At 58.5% G+C, this 26908-nt stretch carries 24 protein-coding genes; 5 read left to right on the top strand and 19 right to left on the bottom strand.

The features are described 5' to 3' along the window. Positions 1 to 77 precede the first annotated feature (77 nt). Entirely contained in the window at positions 78 to 1190 is a 1113-nt protein-coding gene (locus Z946_RS0115370; RefSeq protein WP_025056614.1) for an S-(hydroxymethyl)glutathione dehydrogenase/class III alcohol dehydrogenase, read from the top strand. Here the strand turns inward: Z946_RS0115370 and Z946_RS0115375 are convergent. Further along, positions 1187 to 1726: a TetR/AcrR family transcriptional regulator gene (locus Z946_RS0115375; RefSeq protein WP_025045479.1), complete on the bottom strand. Its 540-nt coding sequence runs from the start codon at positions 1724 to 1726 to the stop codon at positions 1187 to 1189. The genes Z946_RS0115370 and Z946_RS0115375 overlap by 4 nt on opposite strands. A gap of 107 nt (positions 1727 to 1833) precedes the next feature. On the opposite strand from Z946_RS0115375, the gene Z946_RS0115380 reads away from it, so the two are divergent. From Z946_RS0115380 to Z946_RS0115390, 3 genes are read left to right on the top strand one after another with little or no spacing between them, the layout of a single operon-like run. Next, the gene (locus Z946_RS0115380) at positions 1834 to 2292 is read left to right on the top strand and encodes a (2Fe-2S)-binding protein (RefSeq protein ID WP_025056615.1); all 459 of its coding nucleotides are present in this window, start codon (positions 1834 to 1836) and stop codon (positions 2290 to 2292) included. 2 nt (positions 2293 to 2294) lie between these two features. Next, positions 2295 to 4535: a xanthine dehydrogenase family protein molybdopterin-binding subunit gene (locus tag Z946_RS0115385; RefSeq protein WP_025056616.1), complete on the top strand. Its 2241-nt coding sequence runs from the start codon at positions 2295 to 2297 to the stop codon at positions 4533 to 4535. Next, the gene (locus Z946_RS0115390) at positions 4532 to 5098 is read left to right on the top strand and encodes a hypothetical protein (RefSeq protein ID WP_025056617.1); all 567 of its coding nucleotides are present in this window, start codon (positions 4532 to 4534) and stop codon (positions 5096 to 5098) included. The genes Z946_RS0115385 and Z946_RS0115390 overlap by 4 nt, the downstream gene beginning before the upstream one ends. Here Z946_RS0115390 and Z946_RS0115395 read toward each other — a convergent pair. The 8 genes from Z946_RS0115395 to Z946_RS0115435 form a co-directional block, all read right to left on the bottom strand. Further along, positions 5092 to 6645: a trimethylamine methyltransferase family protein gene (locus Z946_RS0115395; RefSeq protein ID WP_081780841.1), complete on the bottom strand. Its 1554-nt coding sequence runs from the start codon at positions 6643 to 6645 to the stop codon at positions 5092 to 5094. The two genes, Z946_RS0115390 and Z946_RS0115395, sit on opposite strands and share 7 nt — an antisense overlap. Positions 6646 to 6762: 117 nt before the next feature. Beyond that, on the bottom strand, positions 6763 to 8277 hold the full coding sequence (locus Z946_RS0115400; protein WP_025056619.1) for a malonate--CoA ligase: 1515 nt from the start codon (positions 8275 to 8277) through the stop codon (positions 6763 to 6765). Between the two features lie 433 nt (positions 8278 to 8710). After that, entirely contained in the window at positions 8711 to 9520 is an 810-nt protein-coding gene (locus Z946_RS21605) for a hypothetical protein (RefSeq protein ID WP_025056620.1), read from the bottom strand. Positions 9521 to 9894: 374 nt separating this feature from the next. After that, complete coding sequence (locus tag Z946_RS0115415; protein ID WP_025056621.1) at positions 9895 to 10905, bottom strand: cytochrome d ubiquinol oxidase subunit II; 1011 nt, start codon at positions 10903 to 10905, stop codon at positions 9895 to 9897. A gap of 2 nt (positions 10906 to 10907) precedes the next feature. Beyond that, the gene (locus tag Z946_RS0115420) at positions 10908 to 12308 is read right to left on the bottom strand and encodes a cytochrome ubiquinol oxidase subunit I (RefSeq protein WP_206537793.1); all 1401 of its coding nucleotides are present in this window, start codon (positions 12306 to 12308) and stop codon (positions 10908 to 10910) included. Positions 12309 to 12451: 143 nt separating this feature from the next. Continuing rightward, positions 12452 to 13153: an arylmalonate decarboxylase gene (locus Z946_RS0115425; RefSeq protein WP_025056623.1), complete on the bottom strand. Its 702-nt coding sequence runs from the start codon at positions 13151 to 13153 to the stop codon at positions 12452 to 12454. A gap of 1 nt (position 13154) precedes the next feature. Then, positions 13155 to 14033: an NAD(P)-dependent oxidoreductase gene (locus Z946_RS0115430; RefSeq protein ID WP_152540590.1), complete on the bottom strand. Its 879-nt coding sequence runs from the start codon at positions 14031 to 14033 to the stop codon at positions 13155 to 13157. After that, positions 14023 to 15750, bottom strand: a complete 1728-nt coding sequence (locus tag Z946_RS0115435) for a dihydroxy-acid dehydratase (protein WP_025056625.1) — start codon at positions 15748 to 15750, stop codon at positions 14023 to 14025. Before Z946_RS0115435 ends, Z946_RS0115430 begins: the two co-directional genes overlap by 11 nt. 85 nt (positions 15751 to 15835) lie before the next feature. Between Z946_RS0115435 and Z946_RS0115440 the strand changes: the two genes are divergently transcribed. Further along, positions 15836 to 16591, top strand: a complete 756-nt coding sequence (locus Z946_RS0115440) for a 2-keto-4-pentenoate hydratase (protein ID WP_025056626.1) — start codon at positions 15836 to 15838, stop codon at positions 16589 to 16591. A 7-nt stretch (positions 16592 to 16598) separates the two neighbouring features. On the opposite strand, the gene Z946_RS0115445 is transcribed toward Z946_RS0115440, so the two are convergent. From Z946_RS0115445 to Z946_RS0115490, 10 genes are all read right to left on the bottom strand, one after another. After that, the gene (locus Z946_RS0115445; RefSeq protein WP_025056627.1) at positions 16599 to 17891 is read right to left on the bottom strand and encodes a TRAP transporter large permease; all 1293 of its coding nucleotides are present in this window, start codon (positions 17889 to 17891) and stop codon (positions 16599 to 16601) included. A gap of 1 nt (position 17892) precedes the next feature. Continuing rightward, complete coding sequence (locus Z946_RS21160; protein ID WP_025056628.1) at positions 17893 to 18414, bottom strand: TRAP transporter small permease; 522 nt, start codon at positions 18412 to 18414, stop codon at positions 17893 to 17895. Between the two features lie 12 nt (positions 18415 to 18426). Then, positions 18427 to 19455 carry a TRAP transporter substrate-binding protein gene (locus Z946_RS0115455; protein ID WP_025056629.1) on the bottom strand — a complete coding sequence of 343 codons (1029 nt, stop codon included), beginning with the start codon at positions 19453 to 19455 and terminating at the stop codon, positions 18427 to 18429. Between the two features lie 106 nt (positions 19456 to 19561). Then, positions 19562 to 20287, bottom strand: coding sequence for an SDR family NAD(P)-dependent oxidoreductase (locus tag Z946_RS0115460; protein ID WP_025056630.1), 726 nt, complete (start codon positions 20285 to 20287; stop codon positions 19562 to 19564). Beyond that, on the bottom strand, positions 20284 to 21063 hold the full coding sequence (locus Z946_RS0115465) for a cyclase family protein (protein WP_025056631.1): 780 nt from the start codon (positions 21061 to 21063) through the stop codon (positions 20284 to 20286). The genes Z946_RS0115460 and Z946_RS0115465 overlap by 4 nt, the downstream gene beginning before the upstream one ends. Next, positions 21060 to 22313, bottom strand: coding sequence for an SDR family NAD(P)-dependent oxidoreductase (locus tag Z946_RS0115470; protein ID WP_025056632.1), 1254 nt, complete (start codon positions 22311 to 22313; stop codon positions 21060 to 21062). The genes Z946_RS0115465 and Z946_RS0115470 overlap by 4 nt, the downstream gene beginning before the upstream one ends. Beyond that, positions 22310 to 23476 (bottom strand): thiolase family protein, encoded by a 1167-nt coding sequence (locus tag Z946_RS0115475; RefSeq protein ID WP_025056633.1) that lies wholly within the window; start codon positions 23474 to 23476, stop codon positions 22310 to 22312. The genes Z946_RS0115470 and Z946_RS0115475 overlap by 4 nt, the downstream gene beginning before the upstream one ends. Beyond that, positions 23476 to 25098 (bottom strand): AMP-binding protein, encoded by a 1623-nt coding sequence (locus Z946_RS0115480; protein ID WP_025056634.1) that lies wholly within the window; start codon positions 25096 to 25098, stop codon positions 23476 to 23478. The genes Z946_RS0115475 and Z946_RS0115480 overlap by 1 nt, the downstream gene beginning before the upstream one ends. Then, on the bottom strand, positions 25095 to 25574 hold the full coding sequence (locus Z946_RS0115485) for an aromatic-ring-hydroxylating dioxygenase subunit beta (RefSeq protein ID WP_025056635.1): 480 nt from the start codon (positions 25572 to 25574) through the stop codon (positions 25095 to 25097). Before Z946_RS0115485 ends, Z946_RS0115480 begins: the two co-directional genes overlap by 4 nt. Then, positions 25571 to 26905 (bottom strand): aromatic ring-hydroxylating dioxygenase subunit alpha, encoded by a 1335-nt coding sequence (locus tag Z946_RS0115490; RefSeq protein ID WP_025056636.1) that lies wholly within the window; start codon positions 26903 to 26905, stop codon positions 25571 to 25573. Before Z946_RS0115490 ends, Z946_RS0115485 begins: the two co-directional genes overlap by 4 nt. Positions 26906 to 26908: the final 3 nt, after the last annotated feature.

Here is a 26908-nt window from a genome sequence, read left to right on the forward strand (position 1 = left end):
CATCCGAGAGCGCCTTGACATCACATCATGCCTTGGGTCACCTGAGCCTAAATCCACAGAGAAGGAGCCGCACCATGATGAAGACCCGCGCCGCAGTAGCAGTTGAAGCCGGAAAACCGCTTGAAATCATGGAGGTAAACCTCGAAGGGCCCAAGCGCGGTGAGGTACTGGTTGAGATCAAAGCAACCGGTCTGTGCCATACCGATGAATTCACACGTTCCGGCGACGATCCCGAAGGTATCTTTCCCGCCATTCTAGGCCACGAGGGGGCAGGTGTCGTTCTGGAAGTGGGCGAGGGTGTCACAACGCTCGAGCCGGGCGATCACGTGATCCCGCTTTACACGCCAGAGTGCCGCGAATGCGAATACTGCCTGTCCGGTAAAACCAACCTCTGCCAAAAGATTCGCATCACCCAAGGACGCGGTCAATTGCCTGATGGCACGACGCGTTTCTCGATGCTGGATGGCACGCCAATCCACCACTACATGGGCTGCTCCACCTTCGCGAACCATACCGTTGTTCCCGAAATCGCACTGGCAAAGGTGCGCAAGGACGCGCCGTTCGACAAAATTTGTTATATCGGTTGCGGCGTGACAACTGGCATCGGGGCCGTGATCAATACCGCCAAGGTCGAGATCGGTGCGCGCTGCGTGGTCTTTGGTCTTGGCGGCATTGGCCTGAATGTTATTCAGGGGCTGCGCCTTGCTGGTGCAGACCAGATCGTTGGCGTGGATTTGAATGACGACAAGGAAGAGACCGGCAAATATTTCGGCATGACCGACTTTGTGAACCCCTCCAAGGTGGACGGCGATCTGGTCGAACATCTGGTGGAACTGACCAAGGGCGGCGCGGATTATTCGTTCGATGCAACCGGAAACACCAAGGTTATGCGCGATGCGCTGGAATGTGCACACAAAGGCTGGGGCGAGAGCATCATCATCGGTGTCGCTCCCGCAGGTGCCGAAATCTCAACACGGCCCTTCCAGCTGGTCACCGGCCGTGTCTGGCGTGGAACAGCCTTCGGCGGTGCCAAGGGACGCACGGATGTGCCCAAGATCGTCGACTGGTACATGGACGGCAAGATCGAGATTGACCCGATGATTACCCACAAGCTGACTTTGGACGAGATCAACCACGGGTTCGATCTGATGCACGATGGCAAATCAATCCGCGCAGTGGTTGAGTTCTAGGGCTTTTCGTATTGAAGTGCGGCGACCATCAGGTGTCGCAGCTGCGCCTCAAAGGCGGGAGTGCCGGGTATGGCAATCCCGTCTAGCTTGAGGGTCTTTTCCGCCATGGCGAAGCCCATGAGAACACTCATGAAAAGCGCGGCGCGCTCTTTGTCGCCAATTATCTCTTCCAATATCCGCTGCATGCTTTCGGACTGCGCTGCGCGAACCGTTTCACCCACTTCCGGATCATTGGCGTTGGTCTGAATCAGCTGAAGTGATGACGGCGTGTCGCCGCCACGTGGGGCATCGCGAAACATCTGCAAAACCGTGTCCACCAACTGCGCCTCATCGGGCAGGGACGGCGCATCAAAGGCACCCTCAAGCGTTGCTTCGAACAACCCGCGCTTGCCGCCAAAGTACCGTGAAACCAACGCGACATCGACGCCGGCTCCCTGCGCAATCTCACGCAAGGAAACGTTGGAATATCCACGCGACCACAGCAGTTTACGCGCCTCGGTAAGCAGTCTTTCCCGGGTCGCTAGGGCTTTATTCATTGTAATGTTTGTACGCTTTTGAGAAATATTGTCAACGCGCGTTGACAAGAGCTTGAATTGAGATATTTGATAAGTCAACGGATGTTGAATTCCTGTAGGAGGCACTCATGAAGTTAACGGTAAACGGGACCGAGCACGAGGTCGATGTCGAAGACGACATGCCGCTTTTGTGGGTCTTGCGGGATGAGCTGGGCATCACGGGGCCGAAATACGGCTGCGGGATTGCGCAATGCGGGGCCTGCACGGTGCATATGGACGGGGTCGCAGTACGATCCTGTCAGGTGGCGGCGGCCGACGTTGACGGTGATATCACCACCATCGAAGGGTTGGGTACGCCAAAAGCCATGCATGCGGTGCAGGAAGCATGGGTAGAGCATCAGGTCGCGCAATGCGGCTACTGCCAGTCCGGTCAGATCATGCAGGCGGCATCGTTTCTAGATCTGAACGCGGAACCGACCGATGACCAGATTGACGCCGCAATGAGCGGGAACCTGTGTCGCTGCGGCAGTTATCCACGCATCCGTGATGCAGTCAAAACAGCGGCCCGCCGCTTGCAGGGAGTGTAATCATGGGACGTGTAAAAACCATTGCGCGGCGCAGCTTTCTGATCGGATCGGCTGCTGTGCTCGGCGGTGTCGCCTTTGGCACCTATATGTACAAGCGCGAAGTTGACAATCCACTGGAGCAGGGGCTGGCTGATGGCGAAGTCACCTTCAACCCGTACGTCAGAATCGACGCGAATGCCGTCACGCTGATTACTCCGCGCGCTGATGTGGGGCAGGGGGCCTATTCCATTCAGGCCCATCTGATTGCCGAAGAACTGGATGTAGATCTGGACGCCGTTCGCATTGAACCCGGTCCACCTTCTGCCGCCTATTACAATGGTGTTGTCGCCGCTGAAGGCATGCCGATTGCTGCCACCTCCGAGACGTTTCTGGCCCGCACAGGGCGCGGTGCATCGGATGTCGTGGGCAAGCTGATGGGGTTGCAGATCACCGGCGGCTCTACCACCGTTCCGGATATGTATGACCGGTTGCGGATGGCAGGTGCTGTCGCGCGAGAGACGCTGATTACGGCTGCGGCACAGCAAACCGGCCTTGAGCGGAGTACATTAAAAACGGCGAACGGGGCAGTGATTCTGCCGGATGGGACCAGCCTTTCTTACGTTGATCTTGCCGGTACGGCCGCAGAGATGCCTGTTTCAGACGAGGTCGCGCTGCGCGATCCCTCAACGTGGCGGCATCTGGGCAAGCCCCATATGCGCACCGATATCGTGGCAAAATCTACCGGTACGCAGGACTACGGTATTGATATGCGCATGGAGGGTATGGTTCACGCGACCACGCGGACAAACCCTGCGCTGGGCGGCGGCATCAACAGCTTTGATGCATCCGCGGCTGAAAACATGCGCGGCGTGCGCGCTGTGCTGCCCATCACGGGCGGTATTGCTGTGGTGGCAGATAACACATGGCGCGCCTTTCAAGCGGCACAGGCAGTTACCTGTGAATGGGGACCATCGCCATATATCGGAGAGACTGAAAAGCAATTCGATGAAGTCGCATCATCCTTTACCGAGGATCGTCAGGACAGCCGGTTCAAGGACGAAGGCGATGTGGAAGCAGCGCTTGACGGAGCGGACGTGATGGAAGCGGAGTACCGCATTCCCTATCTCGCACATGCCCCGCTTGAGCCGATGAGCGTGGTGGTCAAGCTTTCGGACGGACGGCTGGATATCTGGACTGGCACGCAAATCCCGCGCTTTATGCAAGCCAATGCGGCAAAGCTGACAGGGCTGGACGCTGACGATGTGCATGTCCATGTTTTGATGTCGGGGGGGAGTTTTGGCCGTCGCCTGGAAGACGACTATGTCTCCCAGGCCGTTGAGATTGCAATGCAAATCAGGGATACGCCGATCCAGATGGTCTGGCAGCGCGAAGAAGACATGACACACGACTTCCCGCGCCCGCTGGCGATTGCGCGGATGCGCGGGGCGGCGTCTTCGGACGGAATTGCGGCTTACGATCTGTCGATTGCGGCACCGTCGGTGGTGGCATCTTCGATGGAGCGTTTGGGCCAACCTGCAATGGGGCCGGACGTGGCGATTGTCGCAGGTGCATGGGATCAGCCATTTGCCATACCGGATTACCGTGTGACGGGTTACCGCGTGCCACCTATGGTGCCGATCAGTTCATGGCGGTCGGTCGGCGCGTCGGGCAACGGGTTCCTGCATGAATGCTTTGTCGATGAGATGTGCCATGCTGCCGGGATTGATCCGCTGGCAGAGCGTTTGCGTCTGTGTACACACGAACCTTCGCGCAAAGTGCTGGAGGCTGTCGGCGATATGTCCGGTTGGGACATGCCGCTGGAAGAAGGCCGCGGGAGAGGGCTGGCGTTCGTGCTGGCCTTCGGTGTGCCTGTCGCGCAGGTGGTTGAGGTGACAGATATGGAGAACGGCATTCGCATCGACAAGGTTTTTGTGGCCGCAGATGTCGGGCGTGTTCTTGATCCGGTGAACTTTGAAGCGCAGCTTTCGGGCGGTGTGATCTGGGGGCTGGGCCATGCCATGAATTGCGAAATTACCTATGAAGGTGGCGTTCCACAGCAAGACAACTACCACGTATTCGAAGGGATGCGGTTGCACCAGTCACCGGTCGTCGAGGTGCGCGGCCTTGAGAACGGAGACAAGATCAAGGGTATCGGTGAGCCGGGCGTGCCGCCTTCGGCACCTGCACTAGGCAATGCAATCTTCGCCGCGACAGGCAAGCGGATCAGAACGCTGCCGTTCTCCAACTCGGTGGACTTCGCATGAGGGGCGCGTTTTTCGCCGCGCTTGTCGCTGGCACCGGTGCGAGTGCGCAGGATGTGACCGAGCAGCAAGCGCTTGAAGCGTGGGACCGGATTTACGAAGTCGCCTCGCACCCGCGCTGTACCAATTGTCATGTCGGCGAACAGTCCGAGCCGATGTGGAATGGTCTGGCCTATGGCACCAATGTGCGCCATGGTATGAACGTGCAGGCAGATGAAAGCCGTATTGGTGCTGAAACTATTCCGTGCCGTACTTGCCATGTGACGGCTTTGGGCCGTGATGTTGCCTCACCGGCGGCCCCACAAATTGACGATGCATGGCGATTGCCGCCGGTTGAGTTGGATTGGCTGGGCGAGAGCAGCGAGAGCATATGTGCCCAACTGCGCGATCCAGACACAAACGACGGCTTCGACATCGCCGGTCTGGTGGAACATCTGGAAACTTCCGCGTTTGTCGCTTGGGGCTTTGAACCAGGCGCGGGCCGCGAGAAGGCACCTGGTAGTGTGGCCGACATCGCCCGGGATATCGCGCTTTGGGGTGCTGCGGGCAGCCCCTGTCGTCAGTAGCTTTGGTTCAGCTCATCTGCTGCAGGAATTTCTGCTTCGCGCTTTGCAATATAGGCGCGTAGCTCTTCATCCTTGGCTGGGTCCAGCAAAGGTTCCTGATACTCGGACAGCAATTTGCGCGCCCGATTGAGCGCCCGTTCGGTGATTTCGACACTGCCGCCGGCCTGCCATTGCTCGATCGAATTGTTGTCGAACATCTCGGGCATAAAATAGGCGGTCTGGAAATTTTCTTGAGTATGCGGATGGCCCAGATAGTGACCGCCCGGACCCACATCCCCCACAGCGGAAAGTGCCGCATCGAAGTCGTCGAAATTCACCCCCTGTGCCATCCGGTGCGCCATCGCGCACTGCTCTGCATCAACGATGAACTTTGCGACAGAACAGTGCATCCCTGCCTCGTTCCACCCCGCAGAATGCCAGATATAGTTGGCACCGGCATGCATGACGGCCGACAGGGTTGTCGCGCTTTCATAGCCTGCCTGCGCGTCAAACGTCTTGGCCCCGCCGAGCGTGTTGGAGGTTCGCCAAGGCACGTCATAGAACCGGGCCATCTGCCCAATCATAAAGTTCATCAGCGAGATTTCGGGCGTGCCTGCCATCGGCGCGCCAGACTTCATCGACACGGTAGACAGGTAGTGACCATAGATCGCCGGTGCCCCTTTGCGGATGACTTGGGTGTAGGCGAGGGCAGATAGCGCTTCGGCGTTCAACTGTGCGACAGAGGCGGCGACAGAAGCGGGTGTATTCGCACCGCCCAATACGAAAGGAGAGCAAAGCACAGGCTGGTTTGCGCGGCTGAACGCCCGCATTGCCCCCAGCATGGTTTCATCCCAGACCAACGGCGAATTGCCGTTGCAGTTACCGGTGACAACAGGATGGCTGTCGATAAACTCGGCCCCGAAAAGGATGCGGCACATATCAATTACATCTTCTGCGTTCTTGGGGCTGGTGGTCATGCCCATAAAGGTCTTGTCGGAGTGCTTCATCGACGAATACGTGATGCGCAGGTGTCGTTGGCTGATGGGATGGTCGTAGGGTTCGACAATGTGATGCGCAGAAGAATGCAAACCGGGCAGCATGTGGCTAAGCTTGTGAAACATCGCCAGATCGTCCAGCGTCGGATTACGGCGCACATCATCCAGATCGCGCAGATATGGCGCGCCGGTCATGGGCACAAAGATCGCATCACGCCCCCCAAGTGCGACATTCTTGGCCGGATCACGGGCATGATATGTGAGGTTAGCTGGAATGGTCGCAATCAGGTCGCGTATCAGCCCACGGTCAAGGTAGACGCGGTCGCCCTCAATTTTGGCCCCGGCGGCTTTCCAATCGGCCAGCGCGCGGTCATCGCGAAAGACGACACCGACGTTTTCGAGAATGTCCATTGATGCCGCATCAATCCGCTCAACCTGTGAACCGGTCATAATCTCACATGTGGGGATCTTGTTGTGCACACCCGCCAGCATCGTAAAATCAGAGGCGCTGCGCAAAGCGCGTCTGGCGCTGCGTCCCCCTGCGCGGGGCCGGGTTTTCTGTTGAGATAACATCGGTCAAAGGCTCCTTGTCTGTCAGACAAAGGTGCCACATTGCGCGGTCGTATGATTGTTCAGGGGCGAAGCCGCGCCCTCATAAAAGGACGCAACCGAAACTGTGCGTTTCGCGCTTCAGGCGTTGAAGGTGTCGCTATACGTTTCGCGCAGAATGTTCTTTTGCACCTTACCCATCGTGTTGCGTGGCAAAGCATCGACAACGACAATCTTGCGCGGGCATTTGAACCGCGCCAGCTGACTGCTCAGGGCAATCTGAATAGCGGCGACATCGGGTTCCTTGTCAGCGGCGCGGGCAAGCACCGCAAAAGGCGCTTCGCCCAGATCGCCATGGGGCAGGCCGATGACGGCAGATTCAAGCACACCAGGCATTTCATCAAGGATGACTTCAAGCTCTTTGGGATAGATGTTGTAGCCACCCGAGATGATAAGGTCCTTGCCGCGCCCAATAATCTGAACGTAGCCCTGATCGTCGATCAAACCCAGATCGCCGGTGATAAGAAACCCGTTTTCACGCAACTCGGCGGCGGTCTTTTCAGGCATCTTCCAGTAGCCTTTGAACACATTCGGGCCACGCACTTCGATCATCCCTATCTCGCCCTGCGGCAGGTCGGCACCGGTTTCCAGATCGGTGACTTTCAGCTCCACATCCGGCAGCGGCAGACCCACTGTGCCTGCGCGGCGCGGGCCGTCATAGGGGTTAGAGGTGTTCATGTTGGTTTCGGTCATCCCGTAGCGTTCAAGAATGCGGTGGCCTGTCAGCGCCTCGAACGCTTTATGCGTTTCTGCCAGCAAAGGAGCAGAGCCGGAGATGAAAAGCCGCATGTTTTCGGTAACGGCCTTGGTAAAGCCGGGATGATCCAGAAGGCGGGTGTAGAATGTCGGAACGCCCATCATCGCCGTAGCCCGTGGCATCAGACTGATAAGCTGATCCACATCCAGTTTCGGTAAAAAGAACATGGAGCCGCCGGAAAGTAGCATCACATTGGTCGCCACAAAAAGCCCATGCGTGTGAAAAATCGGCAAAGCATGCAACAGCACGTCGTCGCGGGTAAACCGCCACAGGTTCTTGAGCGTCTGACCGTTTGACAGCAGGTTCGTCTGCGTCATCATCGCCCCTTTGGAGCGTCCGGTGGTGCCGGATGTATACAAAAACGCCGCCAGATCTTCGCCGTCGCGATCTACAGTCTCAAACTCTTCAGGCATCGTGGCTGCACGGCTGGCCAGAGTACCGCCACCTTGCGTGTCCAGTGTCTCTAACGCGGCACCTGCCTGCTGGGCCACTGATGTCAGGGTCGCCGCCTTTGCCGGATCACAAATTAACAGCTTCGCGCCCGAGTTCGAGACGAAGTAATCGACTTCGGCAGGCATATACGCCGGGTTGAGGGGCAAGAAAACGAACCCGCCTTGGACACAGGCCGCATAAAGCGCCAGCGCATCAACAGATTTATCTATCTGCAACGCCACACGGTCACCGGGCTGCAGCCCGCACGCCTTGATCGTCGCGGCCAGCTGGGCCGCACGGTTGATGAAAGCCCCGTGGCTGACGGTGGTGCCATCTGGCAAATGCAAAAACGGTGTGTTCGCACCGGCGTGCTGTCCAAAAAGCGCGTCATACAAAGGGTTAGCCATGAGGAAGTCCTGTTGTGTCTTACGTATTCTGCCGGGGAATGTGCGGGATGAAAGGAGCCGCGTAAAGGGGGCAAGGCACGATGGACGCGCTTCTACACCGGATTAGGATGCAAAAACCTCAGGTTATGGGACTGGGTGCATGCCTGCTACTTGGCCAGGCCGATAACCGTATGGGTTAGTTTGCCGATCGGTGCTTGCCTCAACTCGAAAGGGCACGCCCAGTTAGATAGTCTCGGCTTAGTAAATTAACGTTACGCCTTCGATGGCGGGCGGTACGATCTGGGGAAATTCGGACGGACTATAGTTGCGCAAGCGTGTCTGAACCGATGTTTTTTTATCCGGTTCATTGGTACAGGACTAAAGTTTCGTTGCCGGTGCAGGGGCCGCACCATCCGGCGCGGTCCCTGTTTTGGTCAATCGCAATGCAGCTGTGTTATGCGAATTCCGCCAGCAACTCGTCCACACCACGTTCCAGTTCAGCAATTTTGGACCGGCGCGCTTCAGCCACCGCAGGATCAGGTGCGGCAGCAGTGTTCTCGGGAATGTCGCCCGATTTCTTAGCTGTCTCCAACGTGGTTTTCAAAAGGCCGATGATAGCGCGTGCCTTTTTGGGGTTCGTTTCCAGTTGGGATTCGAACATGGCTTTGAGGCCGCCAACCTTTTTGCCGACACCCGCGTTTGTGGAGACAACTGCGGCTTCTACATCGGGTTCGATTTCGGAATATTCGCGGCGGAGCACGTCGAGATCGGATTCGCCTGCCGGAGCCGCAGCTTCTTCTTCGCCGCCCCCGCCTTCGGGGGCCGGCGCATCGCCTGCCGCGGCTTCCCCGCCTGCGGCACCACCGCCGCCTTCTTCCGCTGCGGCACCCTCTTCTGCACCTTCGCCCTCTTCGTCGTCCTCGGCTCCTTTAAAGAAGACCTTGGCGGCCATGCCACGGTCGGCAAAGTGCACCTTTGCCTTTCGCAGCAGGCCGGAGGGCGCGGCGTCTTCGTCAACACAATCGAGAATGATCACGTTGCCCTTCATCTCGCAGGTGCCCATGGCTCCCTTACTGCTGCCACCTTCTTTCTTGGCAGCGCGCCACAGGGCTTCTGGCGGCTTCTTGCGGTCGGCCATAAAGACGATGCCTTCCGCGCCGATCTGCATAGCGAAATTGTGCTGCGTTTTGCGCATTTCGCCAAATTTTTTCTTGAGTTCCTCGCCTTGCTTTTTCAGCTCGGCTGGGGCTGGTTTCTTGGCCATGTTATCCTCCAAAATCCGTGGGTGGATCAGTTCTCTAATTGTCGGACGGTCCGTCGGACCGATACCAGAGCGCCTTGAATATTCGCGCGATTATCGTTTCAAATGCCGGTCTGTTAAGCATGCATAATTGCGTGCACCGACGACCTTTCAATTACTATGTCTGAGCAAATCAGGCGTAATTTACCCGATGACTCGTTCTTGCAATGCTCTACAGCCTAACGGGTTTTCCGCAAATTTCTAGCAAATTTATTCTTTGGCCTCAGAGTTCAGCGGTGGGTTTTAGGATGGAACAGGTCGCTATTAACAAAAGGGGCGGGGGCATTCTACCGCCCCCGCCGTCAGAAGTATCCTTGATTGTCGTCAGTACCCCATCGTTAGTCGTATCGCAGTTCAGTCGCCTTACCGCGAAAAATAGAATAGGACAGAATGGTATAGCCCAAGATGGCGGGCAGAACGAAAAGTGTGCCGATCAGGATGATAAGCAAGCTTTCCGGGGCGGATGCGGCCTCGTAAATCGTTATCTGTTCCGGCACCACATAGGGGTAGAATGAATAGGCCATGCCACCGAAAGCGAGCACGAACAGCGCCATTGCCGCCATGAACGGCCCCCACGCGCTGCGATCATTGTCCTGTGGCAAGCGTTTGATCTGCCAAAGCAGATAGAGCACCATCGCCGCAGACAAGAGTGGTAGCGGAGACAGGTAAAGCATCTCGGGCATGCTGAACCATTTCTCGTAGATCCGCGCACTAACGTATGGTGTCGCCATGGAGATTGCTGCGATGCCAAGGATCAGTCCCCAGATACCGCGTTTGGCCCAGCCGACAGCCCGTTTCTGTAATTCACCGCTTGTCTTTGCGATCAGCCACGCGGCACCGATAAAGCTGTACCCAACCGTCAGGAAAACCGCGGTCAGCAAGGCAAAGGCCACGTGTGGCAAGGTCCACGTGAGGCCCATGACGTACATTCCAAGCATGAAACCTTGGCTCATGGAGGCCATGAGCGATCCGACGAAGAACGCTACATTCCAGCGCGGTTTCTGCGATGCCGGTGCTTTTGCACGAAATTCGAAAGACACGCCGCGAAGGATAAGACCCACCAGCATGACGAACACTGGCAGGTACAAGGCACTTAATATGATGCCATGTGCCGTGGGGAAGGCCACCAGCAATAGCCCGATTGCCAGCACAAGCCATGTCTCGTTTGCATCCCAGAACGGCCCGATGGAGGCGACCAGCAAGTCTTTGTCTTCATCCTCGGCCAGCGGCACCAATAGGCCCACACCCAGATCGAAACCGTCCAGAATAACATACATCAGAATGGACAGGCCCATCAGGGCGGCAAAAGTCCACGGCAGCCATATGGCCGGATCGCTGAACAGGTCCATCATCATTCTCCCGGCTGCATAACGGCGACTTCGGCTTCACCGCTGTGTTTGTATCCGCGCGACGGAAGAGCTTCGCCGCGAGCAGCTTTGCGCGCCAGATAAAGGATCACACCGATGTAGGCAAAAATCAGCGCGGCGTAGATAACGAGATATCCGATCAGTGTGCTCAGGACCATACCGGCGGAAACGTCGCTCACTGCGTCCTTGGTCGCAAGCACACCTTGAACCAACCAAGGCTGGCGTCCGATTTCGGTCGTGTACCAGCCTGCGAGTGTGGCCAACCAACCGCTGAGGCTCATCGCGGCAAAAGCGTAGAGGGGCAAGCGCGGCATTTCACCGGCACCGTAGCGTCGCAGCAGGAAAAGACCGGTCCACGAAAGGACGAGCATCGCCATTCCGGTTGCGACCATGATCCGGAAGCTGAAGAAAACCGGTGCCACACGCGGATGCAGTTTCGTCCCGTCCTCGGCCACAAAATCATTGAGACCGGGCACAACGCCTGACGGTTTATGCTTCAGGATGATCGATGCCCCGTTGGGCACACCTATCTCGTACTTGTTCTCGCGTGCTTCTTCATCCGGGATGGCAAACAGGACCAGCGGGATGTTGGGACCTGTTTCCCAGTTGCCCTCCATCGCGGCAACTTTGGCGGGTTGATGCTCTAGCGTGTTCAAGCCGTGAAAATCACCGGCAAGAATTTGCAGCGGGATCAGACCGGCGGCCACGATGATACCAAAGCGCAGCGTAGATTTGGCGCTTTCGGCGCGGTCGCCCCACAAAAGGCGCAGCGCGGAAACGCCGGCGATCAGGAATGCGACCGTCAGACCGGAGGCCAGTAGCATATGCACCAGACGGTATGGCATCGACGGATTAAAGACGATCTCCCACCAGTTGGTCGCAAACACAACGCCATCGCGCAGCTCAAAGCCCTGGGGCGTGTGCATCCACGAATTCAGAACGATGATCCAGAAGGTAGACATGGTCGTGCCGAAGGCCACAAGGAAGGTCGCCAGCGTATGTACCCACGGCTTCACGCGGGACGCACCGAACAGCATGATCCCCAAAAAGACCGCCTCAAGAAAGAAGGCTGTCATGACCTCATAAGCCAGCAGCGGTCCGGCCACATTGCCGACGGTTTCCATGAAACCGGGCCAGTTGGTGCCGAACTGGAACGACATGGTAATGCCCGACACAACACCCATCGCAAAGGATAGCGCAAAGATTTTTACCCAAAACATATAGGCATCCATCCATTTGCTTTCCCGCGTTGCGTTGTAGCGCAATTTGAAGAACAGCAGCACCCAGCCCAAAGCGATCGTGATCGTGGGGAACAGGATGTGAAAAGAGATATTCGCACCGAACTGAATGCGTGACAAAAGTAATGTATCCACGGGGTACTCCATGCCTGACGGACTTATGGTGTCTTGTGACACATTATATATTCCGAAACCCCACCAAGTCAGGGAGATGCGACGAAACGCGCACCAGTTTTCCGGTTTACGTAGGATTTTGTTGCGTAGCGCAAAGTAACCGATTGAAGACGGGTCTAATCGCCGAACAATCTGCCGAAACCTGCGGCTTTACCGGAGTGGCCCAGTAGCCGGCGCGCGCCCCAAGCACCAGCGGTCGCGCTAGTGACGACAGGCAGGTTAAACTCATCCTCCAGCGGCCTGATCACCGGCAGCGTCCGCAATCCGCCGCAAGAGATAAAGAGCGCCTCCGCTCCCTCGGCTTCCTCCATCGCTGAACGTCCTAGAGTGATCAGGTCATCTGCGGTAACAGCAAAAATATCTTCGATCTGTCTCAGGTGAAGCGCCTTGAGCGTGACGGTCTCGATGCCAGCCTGCTCAAAGTACGCCATCAAAGCGCGGTTGACAGGCTCTTCATAAGCGGTGGCGACGGCAACGCGACTGGCGTTGAGCGTTGCCAACGCTTCCAGAACGGAATCTGTCATGGTTGTCACAGGCAGGCCCGAAGCCTCTGCCATGGCATCACGCACCTGCGCGTTTCCTTCTGGCCCGCGGTAAAAGCTTAGGGATGTTCCCATCAGGGATACCGCTTCTGCACCGCACTCTTTCAGGCGCTTAGCCAATGCGGCGGTGTGACCGATCACGCTATCGTACCCTTCGGGCGTGAGTTGCGGCAATGCCATCCCTTCAGCGATGAATGTCACGTCGGGATAAAGCTGTGGTGGTTCAGGCGGGACTTCTCCGGCGGCAGGCGGCACGATAAGACCGACACAAGCCATGTCAGAGCCGCGCCGCAAGAGTTGCCACAATGGTCGATATATCGCTTTGATCGTACCCCCTTACGCCGGTCTCGCGCATCAGGTCAATCGCGGCGTCCGTCATTGGCAGCGCTGCCTTGCCGGCACCTTTGGCAGCCACTGTGTCGAGGTCTTTGAGCATCATGGCCACTGTGCCAAGCGGGTTTTCAAAGTTCTCCGACGCCATGCGCGGCGCAAGCAGTTGAAACACCTTGCTGTCGGCAAAGCCTCCGGCCAGAGCATCGGTCAATTGGGTCGCGTCCACGCCGGATTTCTTGGCGAAGTTCACGGCTTCGGCGACAACGGCCATGGTGCAGCCGGATATGATCTGGTTGACCAGTTTGGTCATCTGGCCCGCACCCGCTGGCCCCATATGGGTAACCTTTTGCGCCAGTGGTCCCATGAGCGGTGCAGCAAGGGCAAAGTCCTCATCCGTGCCGCCAGCCATGATTGTCAAAGTGCCATCGGTCGCGGCGGGCGTCCCCCCGGAGACTGGCGCGTCGATCCAGCCCATACCGTTTGCGGCGCGCAGCCGTGTGCCAAACTCCCGCGTCTGATCCGGGTCCATTGATGACAGGTCGATCAAAATCGACGGGCCGTTAACGCTGGCCACGCCGTCATCACCGAACATCACCTCCTCGACCGCGCGTGCGTCGGTCAGGCAACACATGATCACGTCACAGTGCGCCGCCAGTTGGGCAGGGCTTTCGGCGAGCTTTGCACCAGCGGCCACGGCGGCGTCTTTCTTGCCTGCTGAGCGGTTCCAGACCATGACGTCGCATCCTGCGTCCAGCAGCCGCATTACCATCGGCGCGCCCATGAGGCCCAGTCCGATGTATCCCAGTCGAGGATTATTCATCATCAAGTCCGTCCATTGGCCATTCCGCAGCCCCCGAGTGCGTCACCGCCCCGTAGAAGGCGCTGCCAACCTGCGCTGCATACTTTTCGTGAACCCCGGCCAGACGGCGGGCGGGACGTGCGGCCAATGCTGCACGGCGTTTGTCCAATTCAGCATCATCCACCAGCAGGTCAATCGCGCGGGCGCTTTCAGTGTCGATGCGGATGATATCCCCATCCTCCACCAATCCAAGCGGCCCGCCGCCATAGGCTTCAGGGGATAGATATCCGATGCACATGCCACGCGTCGCACCGGAGAAGCGTCCGTCCGTAACTAACGCCACCTTTTCGCCCATGCCCTGACCGTAAATCACGGCGGTCGGTCCCAGCATCTCGCGCATGCCCGGCCCGCCAGCAGGGCCTTCGTTACGAATGATGATCACATCGCCTGCCTTATAGGTTTGTTGGCGAATGACACGCATGCAGTCTTCTTCGCTCTCGAAAACCCGCGCAGGCCCCTCGTGGACACGCTTTTTCAGGCCTGCCACTTTGATAAACGCGCCTTCGGGGGCAAGGTTGCCTTTAAGGACAATCACGCCGCCACTGCTGTCAATCGCCTCCGCGACCGGCCGGATAACCTCGCCATCAGGATCAGGCGCGTCTTTCACGGCCTCGGCCAAGGTCTCACCGCTCAAGGTCAGCGTATCGCCGTGCATATGTCCGCTTGAGATAAGCGCTTTCGCGATCATCGGCACGCCGCCCAACCGGTGCACATCGAGCGCATAGTAAGCGCCGCCCGGACGCAGGTTGCCAATCAGCGGCGTCCGCTCGAACACCGCCCCGACATCGTCCATCGTGAAGGTGATACCGGCCTCGTGGGCGATGGCAGAGATGTGCATGCCTGCATTGGTTGACCCGCCGGTGGCCGCTACAATCGCACAGGCGTTCTCAAGGCTTTTGCGGGTGATCAGATCACGCGGGTATGGCCCGCCGCGTTCCAGCACCTGCATGACGAGGTGTCCGGCCTTGCGGCCCAAGGCCATCCGTTCGGAAAACACTGCAGGAATGAGCGCACTGCCCAAAGGCGCAATGCCGAGGATTTCGGACACCATGCCCATCGTGTTGGCAGTAAATTGACCGGGGCAGGCTCCGACCGTGGGCATCACCGCGCGTTCCATCCGGTCCAGTGTTTCTTGGGCCATGTCGCCCGCCATTACGGCCCCTGCGCCTTCGTAGGCATCCAGAATGGTTGCGGGCTTACCACCGAACATGCCGGGCAAGGTGCTGCCGCCAAAAACAAAAACGGACGGGCAATTCAGGCGCACCATCGCCATGATAAGCGCGGGCAGGTTCTTGTCACAGCCGCCATAGGCCACCAGCCCGTCATAGGCATGACCGCGCATCACAAGCTCAACTGAATCCGCAATCGTTTCGCGCGACATCAGCGAATTCTTCATGCCCTGATGGTTCATGCTGAACCCGTCAGAGACAGAGATCGTCGTGAATTCACGCGGCGTGCCGCCCGCTTCTTGAACGCCGCGATAGGCGTGTTCGGCCTGATCGCGCAGGTTCATGTTGCACGGTGATGTTTCGCCATGCGTTGACGCGACACCAATCATCGGGCGCGAGATGGCATCATCATCGAGACCCGCACCACGGTAGAACGCGCGGTGCGGGACCCTATCGAGCCCATCTGTTGTCACGCGGGAGCGCAGCTTGCGCTTGGGATCAGAGGGGGACATGGCGTTCTCCTGTGGATTGGGAAAGGACTGGTCTTTGGGCGGTTGCTGCCGCACAGTCAGGGTAACACTTTTTCAGGAGCCGCATATGTCCGACGCTATCACCGTAATCGCTCACGCCCGTTCGGGCATCGGTACGTATGATCTGTCCGTGCTGCCGGACACGCTTGCGGGCGCTTACGACTTTCAGGACGGGCTTGCTGCTGCTGTAGGCAAAGCAGGTGGTTTCAAGATGGCGGTGAACGGCGCCCCGCAGATGGCACATTTCGGTGTCGATGAACCTGTCTGGGCGCGCATCTTTGCGGATCAGGTCCATGCCTCCGGCGTAACCTTGCCGCGCTCCGGTTTTGACGCGGTCAGTGTCGAGCCCGAGATCGCGGCCATCTTGGGTGCAGGTGTCGAAAAACTGACAGGAGCGGTGGACCGCGACACGGCGCTTACCCTGATTGACCGGTTCCACCCCGCGATTGAGCTGATCGACCAGCGCGGGTTGTCGGTGCCGCAACTGACCCTCCCGCAGGCTGTTGCGCTTAATGTATTCAATGCAGGATGTGTGCTGGGGCCGGATCACATCGCGCCCGCCGATTTGGACCTTGAAGCGATGCATGTCACGATACATGACGATAGCGCACTTGTTGGAGAGGCCACAAACAACGCGCCGCAGCATCCGGTGGATGCGGTGATGTGGTTGGTCAACCAGCTGACTGTCCGTGGAGTAAAGCCGCAGGCGGGAATGGTTGTGTTGTGCGGGACGCATCTGCCTCTGCGCACGCTTGACGCTTCGGTAGGCCGTGTGGACGTCAGGATGTCCGGCCTTGGCGAGGTGTCTTTCTCGCTGGTGTGAGTGCGACCTAGACAACAAAAGACGGCAACCATAGCGACAGCGCGGGGATGGCCACGATCAGCGCCAGCCGAAAGATATCCGCGACCCAGAAAGGGGTGACCCCTTTGAAAATCGTGCCGGTGCTGACATCAGGCAGAACCCCACGCAGGACAAATACATTCAGGCCGACAGGGGGCGTAATCAGACTGATCTCGGTCACAACGACGACGACGATGCCGAACCAGATTGGATCGTAGCCGAGATCGCGCACCAGTGGAAAGAAGATCGGCACTGTCAGCAGGATCATCGACAGGCTTTCAAAAACGCATCCCAGCAAGACATAGATCGCGAGGATCGCCATGATGACCAGCCACGGCCGGTCGGCGAATTGCGCCGCGAAGGCCAGCAGCGCCTGCGGGAAGTCGGTGTAGTTGATGAAATTCGCAAACAGCAGCGCACCGATCAGGACCGTAAAGAGCATCGCTGTAGTCTCAACGCTTTCCAGCAGGATGTCCTTAAGAATGCTCCACGTCAGTGCGCGGCGCAGCAAAGCAAAGGCAAAAGCACCCATCGCGCCGATCCCTGCTGCTTCTGTCGGGCTGAAGACGCCCCCATAGATACCACCCATCACGATGGCAAAGAGCAAGATAACACCCCAAACCTGACCAAGGGCACGCATCCGCTCGGACCAATCCGTCCGTTCGCCAGCGGGACCTTCTTCCGGCCTGCGCCATGTGACAAAGCGCACAGCCGCGAGATACAGCAGGACGCCCAGCAGTCCGGGAATGACACCGGCAGCAAAAAGTTTGCCGATGCTTTGCTGCGTGAGGATGCCATAAATGACAAGGATCACCGACGGCGGGATCAGGATGCCGAGTGTACCGCCCGCAGCGATAGAACCTGTCGCAAGCCGGTCGGAATAATTGAACCGCCGCATCGACGGCATTGCGACTTTGGACATCGTGGCGGCAGTTGCCAGTGATGAGCCGCAGATCGCGCTAAACCCGCCGCAGGCGACAACGGTTGCCATTGCGAGCCCGCCTTTGCGGTGGCCCAGAAAGGCGTTGGAGGCGGTGTAGAGTTGTCCTGCCAGCCCGGCACGAGCCACAAGATTGCCCATCAGGACAAAAAGCGGCACCACCGACAGCTCATAATTGATCGCGGCGTCATACGCTGTCTGTCCGACGTTATAAAGCGCGCCTTCGGGATTGAGCACCCATGCCATTCCGGCAGTGCCCACAAGGATCATAACAATCGCAATTGGAATGCGCAGGAAGGCGAGTATCAGCAATACTGCCAGTCCGGTCAGTGCTTCGATCATCTCAGCTGGCCTTATGAAGAGGAGGGTTGGTCGCATAGGCCCAAGCATTTGCAAGGGCGGCTAAAGCTGCAATCGCGCACAGCACAACCATCGCGGCGCCGACGGGCCAGATCAGCAGCAGCAATTCATCCGTGATCGTTTCATAAACATAGTCGTCGCGCGCTTTGACGCCCAGACGCCATGCCAGAAGACCCAAGGCGCAGGCACTTACGATGTTGACGACGACGCCTTGGATGCGAGCCGTTCCGCGGGACATAAAGCTGTCCAGCAAATCAACTGTGACATGCCCTTCACGCAAGACCGTGATCGGCATCGCGCAAAAGATAATGGCGGGCATCATCAGCGAGATCATTTCGTAGGCGGCGGGCAGGGGGCTGAGGAAAACATACCGCCCCACCACGTCAGCAAAGGTTACAAGCATCATGCCAAACAGCACAATGCAGGCGATCCATGACAGCACCGCGCTGGCGGCGCCTAGGCCGCGGACATTGCCCGCGACCGGCTGGTTGTGTGAAAGGTCCATTCTTGTCGGGCCTTACATCGAGCCTGCTTTTTCGGCTTCGGCCTTGAAGTAATCAATGACCTCCTGACCGTTCAATCCGAAACCCTCTGCTTCCTTGATGTAGTCGGCAACAAAAGTATCGTTCAGCTCGCTCAACGCTGTCTTGAGCTCTTCGCTGGCCTCGACAATGGAGTTGCCCGCAGCGTTCGCGGCCTCCAGTCCGATCGCGTTGATTTCGTCCCATCCGCCGCCTGCAAGCGCTGCATAGGCTTCGCCCGAGAACTGATCGACCACCGCTTTATCCTCATCGGTCAGGCCGTCATAGGCGCGTTTGTTCATCACAAGATAATGGCTGGAGTTGTACCAACCGCCCGGCATTGTGGTAGTGTAAGGGACAAGCTCGGTGATCTTGAAGCTTGGCAGGGATTCAAAAGGGAAGGTGATGCCGTCCGCGATGCCCGAAGAAAGAATTTCATAGGATTTTGGCGCTGGCTGGCGAATAGAAACGCCGCCCCACGCTTCGACAATCGCAAGCGGGACCGGACCACCGGTACGAATTTTCTGACCTTCGAAATCCGCAGGTTTCGTCATGTTCATCTTTGAGTGGTGGACCTGGCCCGGACCGTGCAGGTTTACCCCGATAAGGTGCACACCTTTATAAAGGTCCATCTCGGACAGGAATTTGTCGTGGGTGCGTTGGAACGCGATAGAACTTGCCTTGGCGCTGTCACCAAGAAATGGAAATTCCCCGAAGATATAAGGCGTGAACTGGTTGCGGGAATAACCGTGTACCGCAAAGGCGACATCGGCTTGACCGGTCCTAACGGCGTCCAGATGTGCGGGCGGTGACGCAACCGGTTTGGGCAGGCGTTTGAAGGTGATGCGTCCTTCGCTTGCGGCCTCGATCCCTTCCATCCATGGGATGTATATCGCTGTGTTCACGGGGTGCGTCCACGGCAACCACGAGGAATATGTCAACACGACATCAGCCCAAGCGGCAGATGCGGTCATCGCCAGCGCGGCAACGCCTGCACTGAGCGGTTTTGTAAGTGTTTTCAGCATGGTGTTTCTCCTTGTTGGTCTTTTTTTATAGTTTCGTTTTTGTTTCGGCTCTCTCAGCGGACCCGTTTTTAAGTGAAGCGTAGCAAGTGTTTCTCGACATAGGGAGTCAAAGTTGCATGGCCCCGACACTCGCCCCGCCGCAAACATAGAGTGTCTGTCCTGTGATGAAATTGTTGGCAGGTTCGCAGAAGAAGAGAAACGCGTTGGTGACATCACGCACTTCACCTAATCGTCCAACGGGAATACGCTTGGCCAGTGCTTCCTCCTGCGGGCTGTCTTTCTCTACGATGCCCCAAAAGTTGTCCGTCTTGATCGGTCCGGGAGCGACGACATTGACTGTGATGCCGTGGGGGGCAAGCTCCAGTGCCCAAGTGCGGGCCATCCCGATGATACCTGCCTTTGTCGCTGAATAAGCAGTACGCGTTGGCACGCCCATCGCAGCACGTGAGCCGTTGAACAGAATACGCCCCATGCCGCCTGATTTCATCGCAGGCAGAAACGCCTGGGCAAGGGTGAGGGCGCTGCCAAGATGGAGCTGGGTCAGACCTGCGAGGTCTGCGGGCGTCGCGTCTTCGATCAGGTTTGGCCAGATTAGCCCTGCATTGTGAATGAGGTGTGTAACTTCGTGCGCACGTGCAATCTCGGTCGCGGCCTCGCGGACTGAGGTTTCGTCAAGCAGGTCTGCCTGTACCTCGATCAATCCGTCGGGTGGATTTTCGGAAAGCCCCCGCGCGATTGAAATGACCTTGTACCCACGTTCCAGCAGGCAAGCGGCCAAATCGGCCCCGATGCCTTTGCTCCCGCCCGTGATGACCGCGCAAAGGTGGCTCATGTCTCGCGCTCCACCAATGCCAGCACGCGTAACGGGCTGCCGGTGCCGCCTTTGATCTTGAGCGGTGCTGCCATCAATACGGCACCCGTGGGTGGCAAGAGGTCCAAATTGGCCAGACATTGCAGCCCGTATTTGCCTGCGCCGTGCAACAGATAGTGCGCGGGGTAAGGCGGCGTCAGATGCATGCCTTGGCCTGCGTCGGTCCCCACCGTCTCGGTGCCAAAACCGCGAATGTTGCGCGTCTCTACCAGATAGCGGATGGCCTCAGCACTCGGCCCCGGCGAATGCGGCCCGTCTTCGTGCATGTTAAGGTATTCCGCGCCGCTGCGCTTGGACCAATCTGTGCGCATCAGCACCCAAGCGCCTTCAGGGATATCGCCATGGGTGGCTTCCCACGCGATAATGTCATCCGGCGTCATGCAGAAATCAGCATCTGCGGCGGCTTGCGTGGAACAGTCGATCACTACAACCGGTCCCACAAACATATCGACGGGTATTTCATCAACCGCACCCAAAGGCACATCGCGCCCCGACACCCAATGCGAGGGCGCGTCGAAATGGGTGCCGGTGTGCTCCGACATCGAGATGTTGTGCCACTTCCACGCAGGGCCGCGGTGGTCATAAGCGCTGACCTCTTCCATGCGGAACCGCGCGCATTGGCCGAACTCCGGCGGCAGGATGATGACGGGAAAATCGGGATCGAGGGTGTGGGTCAGGTCGACCACGTCGATCTGGCCGCTAGACAGCGCGGTAGCGAGGGTTTGCAACGTACTCATGCGCCGTCCACTCCCATCGTCGTCTCACGTTCCAGCACCTTGGGACTGCGGTTGAACCGCTCCCATACATCGCGGGCAACATCACCGCAGAACACATCCTCCAAACCGTCCTGCAGGCCCGCAACGACAGATTTTGCAAGGGCGTTGTGGCTGACCTTGGGTGGTGGCAGCGCTTGAAACCAGTCGTCCTCCGTCGGTCCGGTAAAGACATTCATCACGCGCAGGCCGGATGTGCGAAAGTCGGCGCGCAGGTTCTGGCTGAGCGAATAGGCGGCGGCATGGGAGGCCGAGAAACAGCCAAAGCCCGCGTCATTGCTCAGCGCATGCACAGACAGCAGGTTCACCCAAGCCACGGCAGAATTTACCCCGTCACCTGTACGCGCGCACATGCCCGGCCCAAAGCCCTGCGCGAGCCGCATCAGCCCGAGATAGTTCACGTCCATCTCTTGTTGCGCAAAGCTGGTGTCGCCCCGTGCCATCGCGCCGCCGGGGCGCAGGAACATCGCGGTGTTGATCAGGATATCGACCTTGCCGCCGTATTCTGCCGCCATCCGTTTGACTGATGCGGCATCCGTCACGTCAAGCGGCATAAATTCCACATCCGACGCCTCAAGCGCTGCACGATGCGGGTAGGGACGCCAGGTTTCACTTTCGCCGACATAGATTGTCGCTGCACCAGCGCCTTGCAGGGATTTGACCAAGGCAAGTGCATTCGGGTTCCGCCCGTCAGTGATGAGCACGCGGCGGTGCTTGGGATCAGCGCTCATTGCGCGCAGGATCGGGTCGTCTTGCATCAACGGCGTCCTTTCTGGTGGCACGGCGATCAGCACCGCTTGTCCCGACCGGTCTAGTTTGTTCCACAGCGTTACGCGGCCATGGCGGGCGCAATCGCCATGCACGTGGCAGATCACTGTCGGACCCGCATCAAGCCGCACCGATCCCGTGCGCCACGGGCTGCGTTCACGGAAAAATTGCTTCGTCGAGGCGCGGATCATCGTATCGGCCAGCAGCTCTCCGTCCGGCGACACATCCTGCCATGGCAGATCGGTCCCCAGACATCCGCAGCAGGCGTCGCGCGGGGGATACTGAACAGTACCGCACTCGGCGCAGACTTGCAGGGCAAAGCGCCCCTCTGCCGCCGCCACTGTCAGACCCATCGCCGCACGGCTGCGCGCTTCGGGCGGACGGGCTGACGCGGGTGTGCGTTTTTGCGGGTCTTTGCGCGGGGGAGGAGGGAGCGCTTGTGTCATGCGGCCTCCAGAATGGCGGCGGCCGAGCAAACGCCGCGGTCATAGTTAATCATTCCAAAGCCCGAGATCAGCGCGCGCCGTGCGTCAGCCACCTGAGTGCCTGCCGCTTGGCCTGTGACCTGACGGATGCCTTCGACCAACCCGATGAATCCGCCTGCGGCCCCAGCCTGTCCGGCGCTTAGCTGGCCACCATTGGTGTTGTGGGGAAAGTCGCCGCCGGTTGTCATATCCTTGTCGCGCAGGAAATCTGCGGCTTGGCCTTTTCCGCAGAACCCCAAATCCTCGATCTGCATCATCGAGATGACGGGATAATCGTCATAGGTATTCACGAGGTCCATGTCCGCAGGGTCACAGCCGGCCATGCCGTAAAGCGTGTCGATGTCCACCGTCCATCCGCCACGCAGCTGGATCGGGTCGGCTGCATGGGCGTTGTGCCGCTCGATCGTGCCTGCGATGCGGGCAAAGGGCAAGCCGCGCTTTACGGCGTTTTCCTCACGCATCACAAGAAACGCTTCGGACCCCGCACAAGGCATGACGCAGTCAAACAGCGCCAGCGGATCGGCGATGGGCCGCGCCTCCAGATATTGTTCAAGCGTCAGTGGCTTTTTCATAATTGCGTGGCGGTAGTTCAGCGCATTATCGCGCTGGGCCACGCAGATGCGTCCAAAATCGGCCCGGGTGGCCCCGTATTCATGCATGTAGCGGTCGGTGAGCAGGGCAAAATTCGCGTTCGGCCCGCCGTAGCCGTAGGGATAGGAGGCATCCATCGCAAAGCGCGAAAAGCCTGAGAGCAACGTGCGAAAACTATCGATCTGGTTCGTGTCACCGGCCACACAGGCCACCACATCCACGTCCCCGCATTGCACTGCTCGGGCGGCACGGCGCAGGGCGACGACACCGCTGGCCCCGCCCATTGGAATACTGTCGAGCCAGCGGGGCGAGAGGCCAAGATGCTGGGTCAGCGCCACAGGGCTGTCGGGGAACAGGGTAAAGCTCGCGACGGAAAAACCATCAAGCTCGGCTGGTTTGATCCCCGCAACCTTCAGCGTTTCGCGCAAGGCGGTCGCGATCCAAAAATGCGCAGTCTCAATGGAATAGCGGGCGTAAGGGATGGACACCGGTGCCGTCACCACGACGCCGTCGTAGGGAAGGGGCAGCGCCATCAGGCGACCTGCCGTTTCTTGAGGTGGCCCAGATCAAAGGCGCGGCCCTTTGCCAGCAAATCCTGTGCCATAGCCTTAAGTGTGGCCCGCTGGATTTTCTGGGTCGCGGTCAGCGGTAGCGCATCCACAAATGCGATGTACCCGGGCACCTTGTAATAGGCCATTTGGCTCAAGGCCCAGTTGGCAATCTCGCGGGCTTTTGCTTCTGATGGATCGGCGACGGTCAGGCAGGCAAACACCTCGTCTCCGCGCAAGGCATCCGGCACGGGGGCCACTCCGGCGGCGGTAATGTCAGGATGGCGCATCAGCACGGATTCCACCTCAACTGCTGCAATGTTTTCGCCAGAGCGGCGGATCACGTTTTTCTTGCGGTCCACAAAAAAGAAACGCCCCTCAGCATCACGCCGGACGATGTCGCCGGTGTGGAACCAGCCGCCATCCCATGCCTCTGCGGTGGCGGTGGGGTTCTTGTAGTAGTGGCTGAAAAAACCGTATTTGGGATCGTTGCCCGCACGGCGGACCAGCAACTCGCCGGGTGTGTCTACATTTGCATCTTGTCCGCTGTCATCGACGATGCGCGTCTCGACGGCTGTGTCAGGTGTGCCCAAGCAGGCTAGACCCACCAGACGATCCGGGTTTTGCGCTGAAATAACGGCACCAACACCGGTTTCGGTCATTGCCCAAGCCTCGACCAGCGGCAGGTTGAACCGCGTCTCGAATTCCGCCTGAAGCTTCGGATCGACGCCTGCACCAAAGCCGAAACGGACCTGATGAGTGCCATCTTTTTCATGAGGCGGCGCTTTCATCAGCATCGAGGGCATAACACCGAGATAATGCAGGCATGTCGCCTTGGCCGCTCGAACATCATCCCACCAGCTTGACGGGTGAAACCGGTCAAGCGCTGTGAGACAGCCGCCGACAGTCACCATGCCCATAAAGGAACAGGCCATCGCATTCATATGGAAAATCGGGAGCGGCGTTATCATGCGCTCGCCGCCTTCGGAGAGCGTCGCGATGCCGCCAAGGTCGCGGTACCAGTCGCCTGCGTGCAGGAAATAGGTGTTCGGCAACACGCAACCCTTGGGCTGGCCCGTTGTGCCGGAAGTATAAAGCACCGCGGCTTCGCGGTCAGCACCCATTAGAGGCTCCGCGACTTGCGCATCGGAGCGCGGCGGAGGTGGCGTGTCCTCCACCCCAACAACGGCAAGCGCGATGTTTGCCGCCTTTGCCGCCTGCCGCAACTCTTCCTGGCGGGCGGGTATTGCAATAATCAGCGCAGGTTCGGCATGGCCGATCATATACTCCAGCTCAGCCGCTCTCAGATCAGGGTTGATCGGCACGACCGAAATGCCCAACTTGTTCAGCGCCAGCCAGATGACAAAGAAATCGGGGCGGTTCTCCAGCAGCAAGGCCACCCGCATTCCGGCCCCGTATCCTGCTGTGGCAAATCGTTCGGCCAGCGTGTCTGCGCGTTCTAGCGCCTCGCCATAGGTCGTTTCGCCTGGTGGGATACCGTAAATCTCCGCAGTGACCGGCAGGACGTTGAACACAGGCCGCTCGGGCCAGCGCGCCGCTGTCTGTGCAAAGACAGCATAGACCGAAGGGAGAGGAATACCCGTCATGGGAGCAACTGGATGTTGCCGAACGCAGCATCGGAGTTGAGCAAATCTACACGTTTGTTCGCAATCCGCAGGGCTCCGTCCACGACCGTCAAATCATGTACTGCCGTGAGTGCCAGCAAGAATTGCTCATCCAGTCGCGTCTCTACATAGTGCATCGACGTGTTGGTCTGATACCGGTTCTCCTCCGGCTCGAACACATCGACGAAGGGACGCTGGATCACGTGGTGACAGCGGCTTTTGGGTTTCTGGCTGAATGTACGCGCACCTTCCAGCCGCTCCACCCGCAGACGCAGCATGAACTGGTCTTCGTAGAGCAGGGAGGTGATGCAATCGGGGTCGGTCTGTTTGTAATCAAGCGGCATCCAATAGATGCCATCTGGCTGCCACAGGTCGAGCCATTGGCTGAAATGCCCCTCGTCAAGCATCCGCGCTTCGGCATAGATGAAATCAATCAGATCATCGCGGGACGGGGTCATTCTGCGGCCTCTGCATTTGGAACCGAAGGTTGAGGGGTCATGAATTTGGCCCAAGCGTTGAACTGGTTGCGCATCTGACGCTCGGTCGTACCGTTCTCGACGGCCTCAACGTCAAAGTCCTCATCCTCTTGATAAAGGCGCTGGACGTTGACCCACTCAAGCCCCTCCGACATCAGCCCTTCCTGCGCGCGTTCGTACATCTCCAGATCATCGTGCCCGACGATGGAGGTCGGCGCGTTGATCATGCGGTTGTACATGGCGGACCGTGCGACCAGCGCATCGGGTGCGCCAACGGGGCGGTAGACGTAGCTTTCGACCAGCGTTTTGTCGGCACCCATCGGGATAAAATTACGCAGCTGTCCCAAAGGCGCTTTAACCATGATGTTAGGAAAATAGACGGTGTTGTGGCGGTTCTCATCCAGAATGGCGCGGGCCATGTCGGCGCCATAAGCCTCGGTCATTGCGTCAAAGTAGCCCGGAATGGAATCGTAGTCGGAATGGATCGACCCCTGCACGCCAGTATGGCCATGCCCGTTGGGCCACGTGCGAATACCCATCCCTTCAAAAAAATCATACGCACTCATAAACGGGGCGATGATCTGCATCGCAGCGGGGCGCGGTTCGGGATTGCCCAGCTCGTCCCAGATTTTTACCGCTGTGCCTGCGCTGCTTTCGTGCGCGACCATGGGATGGCAGGTATCGGTCTGGTTCTCGACCAACATCTTCCAGTTGCATTTATGCATGTAGCGCAGAGGCGGGCCCGCAACTTCCATGCGTCCCTCTGGTGCGCGGTCAACCATATTGTCGATGGAGGACAGGCTGTCGCCAAAGAACTCCTCAAAGGAAATTCCCTCATCCGCCAACCGAGCAAAGACGAAGCCGCGGTAGTTGTGCACAGCACCGACGGCCTTCATGCCCTTGCCGTTCTCTGTCTCTTTCAGCGTGGTTCCATCATAGCCCTTTTTCAGGGGTATCGCCAAAAGGCAGCCATCCGTCTTGAACGACCATGCGTGATAGGGGCAGCGAAAGAACTTCCCGGTGTTGCCCTCCCGGTCGATGGCAATCTTGGTCCCCTTGTGCGGGCAACGGTTGTAAAGTACGTGAATTTCGCCATCCGAATGACGCACCTGTATGATCGGCTGATCGGCGATCTGGGTGGTGAAATAGTCGCCCTTGTTCGGCGTCTGGCTGTCGTGCCCGACAAACATCCAGACATTGCGAAACAGATGCTGTGTCTCAAGCCGGTAGACCTCGGGCGAGGTATAAAGGTCGCGGTGCACGCGGTGGCCCTGCACCAGATCGGTCACATTTTCTTGCGTATAGGCAGGCATGGG

This window comes from Sulfitobacter noctilucicola, assembly GCF_000622385.1.
Taxonomy (GTDB): Bacteria; Pseudomonadota; Alphaproteobacteria; order Rhodobacterales; family Rhodobacteraceae; genus Sulfitobacter; species Sulfitobacter noctilucicola.

Excerpts from the sequence above, each read along its gene's own strand:
- Z946_RS0115370 (WP_025056614.1), top strand. The coding sequence starts at position 78 with ATGAAGACCCGCGCCGCAGTAGCAGTTGAAGCCGGAAAACCGCTTGAA.
- Z946_RS0115375 (WP_025045479.1), bottom strand. The coding sequence starts at position 1,726 with ATGAATAAAGCCCTAGCGACCCGGGAAAGACTGCTTACCGAGGCGCGT.
- Z946_RS0115380 (WP_025056615.1), top strand. The coding sequence starts at position 1,834 with ATGAAGTTAACGGTAAACGGGACCGAGCACGAGGTCGATGTCGAAGAC.
- Z946_RS0115385 (WP_025056616.1), top strand. The coding sequence starts at position 2,295 with ATGGGACGTGTAAAAACCATTGCGCGGCGCAGCTTTCTGATCGGATCG.
- Z946_RS0115390 (WP_025056617.1), top strand. The coding sequence starts at position 4,532 with ATGAGGGGCGCGTTTTTCGCCGCGCTTGTCGCTGGCACCGGTGCGAGT.
- Z946_RS0115395 (WP_081780841.1), bottom strand. The coding sequence starts at position 6,645 with ATGTTATCTCAACAGAAAACCCGGCCCCGCGCAGGGGGACGCAGCGCC.
- Z946_RS0115400 (WP_025056619.1), bottom strand. The coding sequence starts at position 8,277 with ATGGCTAACCCTTTGTATGACGCGCTTTTTGGACAGCACGCCGGTGCG.
- Z946_RS21605 (WP_025056620.1), bottom strand. The coding sequence starts at position 9,520 with ATGGCCAAGAAACCAGCCCCAGCCGAGCTGAAAAAGCAAGGCGAGGAA.
- Z946_RS0115415 (WP_025056621.1), bottom strand. The coding sequence starts at position 10,905 with ATGGACCTGTTCAGCGATCCGGCCATATGGCTGCCGTGGACTTTTGCC.
- Z946_RS0115420 (WP_206537793.1), bottom strand. The coding sequence starts at position 12,308 with ATGGAGTACCCCGTGGATACATTACTTTTGTCACGCATTCAGTTCGGT.
- Z946_RS0115425 (WP_025056623.1), bottom strand. The coding sequence starts at position 13,153 with ATGGCTTGTGTCGGTCTTATCGTGCCGCCTGCCGCCGGAGAAGTCCCG.
- Z946_RS0115430 (WP_152540590.1), bottom strand. The coding sequence starts at position 14,033 with ATGATGAATAATCCTCGACTGGGATACATCGGACTGGGCCTCATGGGC.
- Z946_RS0115435 (WP_025056625.1), bottom strand. The coding sequence starts at position 15,750 with ATGTCCCCCTCTGATCCCAAGCGCAAGCTGCGCTCCCGCGTGACAACA.
- Z946_RS0115440 (WP_025056626.1), top strand. The coding sequence starts at position 15,836 with ATGTCCGACGCTATCACCGTAATCGCTCACGCCCGTTCGGGCATCGGT.
- Z946_RS0115445 (WP_025056627.1), bottom strand. The coding sequence starts at position 17,891 with ATGATCGAAGCACTGACCGGACTGGCAGTATTGCTGATACTCGCCTTC.
- Z946_RS21160 (WP_025056628.1), bottom strand. The coding sequence starts at position 18,414 with ATGGACCTTTCACACAACCAGCCGGTCGCGGGCAATGTCCGCGGCCTA.
- Z946_RS0115455 (WP_025056629.1), bottom strand. The coding sequence starts at position 19,455 with ATGCTGAAAACACTTACAAAACCGCTCAGTGCAGGCGTTGCCGCGCTG.
- Z946_RS0115460 (WP_025056630.1), bottom strand. The coding sequence starts at position 20,287 with ATGAGCCACCTTTGCGCGGTCATCACGGGCGGGAGCAAAGGCATCGGG.
- Z946_RS0115465 (WP_025056631.1), bottom strand. The coding sequence starts at position 21,063 with ATGAGTACGTTGCAAACCCTCGCTACCGCGCTGTCTAGCGGCCAGATC.
- Z946_RS0115470 (WP_025056632.1), bottom strand. The coding sequence starts at position 22,313 with ATGACACAAGCGCTCCCTCCTCCCCCGCGCAAAGACCCGCAAAAACGC.
- Z946_RS0115475 (WP_025056633.1), bottom strand. The coding sequence starts at position 23,476 with ATGGCGCTGCCCCTTCCCTACGACGGCGTCGTGGTGACGGCACCGGTG.
- Z946_RS0115480 (WP_025056634.1), bottom strand. The coding sequence starts at position 25,098 with ATGACGGGTATTCCTCTCCCTTCGGTCTATGCTGTCTTTGCACAGACA.
- Z946_RS0115485 (WP_025056635.1), bottom strand. The coding sequence starts at position 25,574 with ATGACCCCGTCCCGCGATGATCTGATTGATTTCATCTATGCCGAAGCG.
- Z946_RS0115490 (WP_025056636.1), bottom strand. The coding sequence starts at position 26,905 with ATGCCTGCCTATACGCAAGAAAATGTGACCGATCTGGTGCAGGGCCAC.